This window comes from Dietzia cercidiphylli (assembly GCF_014145145.1).
Lineage (GTDB): Bacteria > Actinomycetota > Actinomycetes > Mycobacteriales > Mycobacteriaceae > Dietzia > Dietzia natronolimnaea.
Genome location: NZ_JAALEA010000029.1, coordinates 1 through 2,198 on the forward strand (window position 1 = coordinate 1; position 2,198 = coordinate 2,198).

Below are 2,198 nucleotides of genomic sequence, written 5' to 3' on the forward strand. Positions count from 1 at the left end.
CCCGGCGCATCCGGGTCCGCCCCGGTGACCAGGACGGCGGAGCCCCCGGAGGCGAGGATCCGGGCGAGGACGGTCACGACGTCGTCCCGCTCGCGGCCGGCGACGAGCGCGCGGCCCGACACCGTCGGGTCCGCCAGGTGCTCGATCGACTGCCCGTCCAGGGCGTGCGGACCCTGCCCGGACGGCACGAACGCGTCCGGGTGGATCCGGCACGACTCGGCCAGGTCGATGACGCCCGGGGGGACGTCCACGCCGACCGCTGCCAGTGGGCGACCCATCGGGTCGGTGGTCATGAGGAGCGTCTCGACATCGGCCGGGTGGCGTTCCAGGCGGTCGGCGGTGGTGATCACCGCCACGGCGTCGTCGGCCGGCCCGGTCCGCACCTCGGCCCCTGCCCACCAGACACCCAGCAGCACCCCGGCGGTGAGCCAGTGGGCCGGCAGGTCGCACACCACGACGTCACCCGGGGCCACGCTCACCTCGTCCCGCAGCAGCCCGGCGATCTTGGCGGCCCAGTTGGCGGTGGAGGTCACGGACAGCTCGATCCGGGACGGTGCGCCGAGGTCGTAGTGCGTGACCAGCGGCGCGCCCGGGTCCGCTGCGAGGAGCGGCTGGAGCACGGTGTCTGCGGCGGTGTTCACGGGTCGTCCTCCGGACGGTCGGTCGGGTGCGGCTCGGTCAGTTCACACAGGGGACGTCCGAACCACCGGCGTCGAAGGTCGGACGCTGCGCGATCGACGGTGGCAACGGGGCGTAGGTGGTGGTCTCGGGGGAGTAGGACTCGGTCGCGGAGGCGTCCCCCGTGGGACCGCTGTAGTCCTCCGCCAGGACCACGCGGACCGCCCCGGGGGGCACCGCGGGATCCACCTGGACGGGCAACCCGCCCAGCGCGTCGGAGACCGCGAACGCCGAGGGGTCGTCGGCCGAACCGGCGGCGACGTGGGAGGTGTACGCCGCTGCCGGATCGGTGAGCAGGTCCCCGACGGCATACCCGAGTTCGGACAGGGAACCGGAGACCCGGGCCGCCAGACCGTCGATCGCGGTGGTGTTGACCACCGAGACGGTCACGGCGGCGGGGTCCACCCCCGGGGTGCCGGTCTGCTCCTGTTCCTCCTCCACGTCGTCGGTACTGGCGAATCCGCCGACGAACTCCGCGACCTGGTCGGGGTCGACGGTGACGATGGACTCGCCCCATTCGGTGAAGGAGTCGATGCTCGTGACCGGGATGGTCTCGAACCGCACGTTCCCGCCGCTGATGTCCTGGAGCTTCATCGCGAAGTCCACGAAGTCCCAGTTCTCGTCGATGACGAACGACCGTCGGGCCGCGTCGACGAGCGCTCCGAGCTTCGTCGGGTCCGCGAGGGTGCCGGCGGACAGGGTCTTCTTGACCAGCTGGGACATGAACGCCTGCTGGCGGACGATCCGGTCGAGGTCGCCCGCGGGCAGGTCGTGCCGCTGACGCACGAAGCTCAGGGCGTCGGAGCCGGACACGGTCTGGACCCCGGCCCGGAAGTTCGCGCCGGACAGCGGTTCGTCGACGTCCTCGTTCAGGCACACCGGCACGCCACCGACGGCGTCGGTGAGCAGGACGAATCCCAGCAACCCGATCTCGGCGTAGTGGTCGGCCTGCACGCCGGTGAGATCGCGGACGGTGTTGATCAACCCGTTACGACCGGCCTGGACGGCGTCGCGTTGGTCCTGCTCGGTGAGCGCACCGTCGGGGTCGTTCGCCACGGCCTCGTCGAGGTACGTCTGCTTGTATCCGGCGTAGACACCGTTGATCTTGCTGCCCCCGATGTCCCGGGTCTCCACGTAGACGTCCCGGGGGATCGAGATCGCGGTGGCCGAGCTCCCGTCCTCCGGGATCCGGATGAGCAGGATCGTGTCCGTGTTCTCGCCCTCGTCCTCGCCGGTCCGGACGGTGGCGAGTTCCTCCTGGCTGAGCGCGTTGCCCTGGGCGTCGGTGCGGTTGTCCGTCCCCACCAGGAGGATGTCGACGGCGCCGTCGAGCCCGCCGTCCCCCACGTCGAGACCTCCGGCGGAGGACAGGTCGGAGCTCAGACCGTTGAACAGCGACCAGCCCACGCCGGTCACCAGGAGGCAGAACACGGATGCCAGAGCGGCGAGGGTGCGGGCGATCCGCGAGCCCAGCGGGCGGGAGGGGGTCGCGTGGCGCCGACCGCGCCCGGGGGCGGGTG

2 protein-coding genes are annotated in these 2,198 nt (G+C 71.9%); both read right to left on the reverse strand.

Features of this window, described 5'->3' with window-relative positions; all coding sequences use genetic code 11:
* Nucleotides 1–641: TIGR03089 family protein (locus G6028_RS01725; protein ID WP_182657861.1), on the reverse strand; the 641-nt coding region annotated here is incomplete at its 3' end.
* A 37-nt stretch (nucleotides 642–678) separates the two neighbouring features.
* Complete coding sequence (locus tag G6028_RS01730; RefSeq protein ID WP_179526173.1) at nucleotides 679–2,151, reverse strand: LCP family protein; 1,473 nt, start codon at nucleotides 2,149–2,151, stop codon at nucleotides 679–681.
* Nucleotides 2,152–2,198 lie beyond the last annotated feature (47 nt).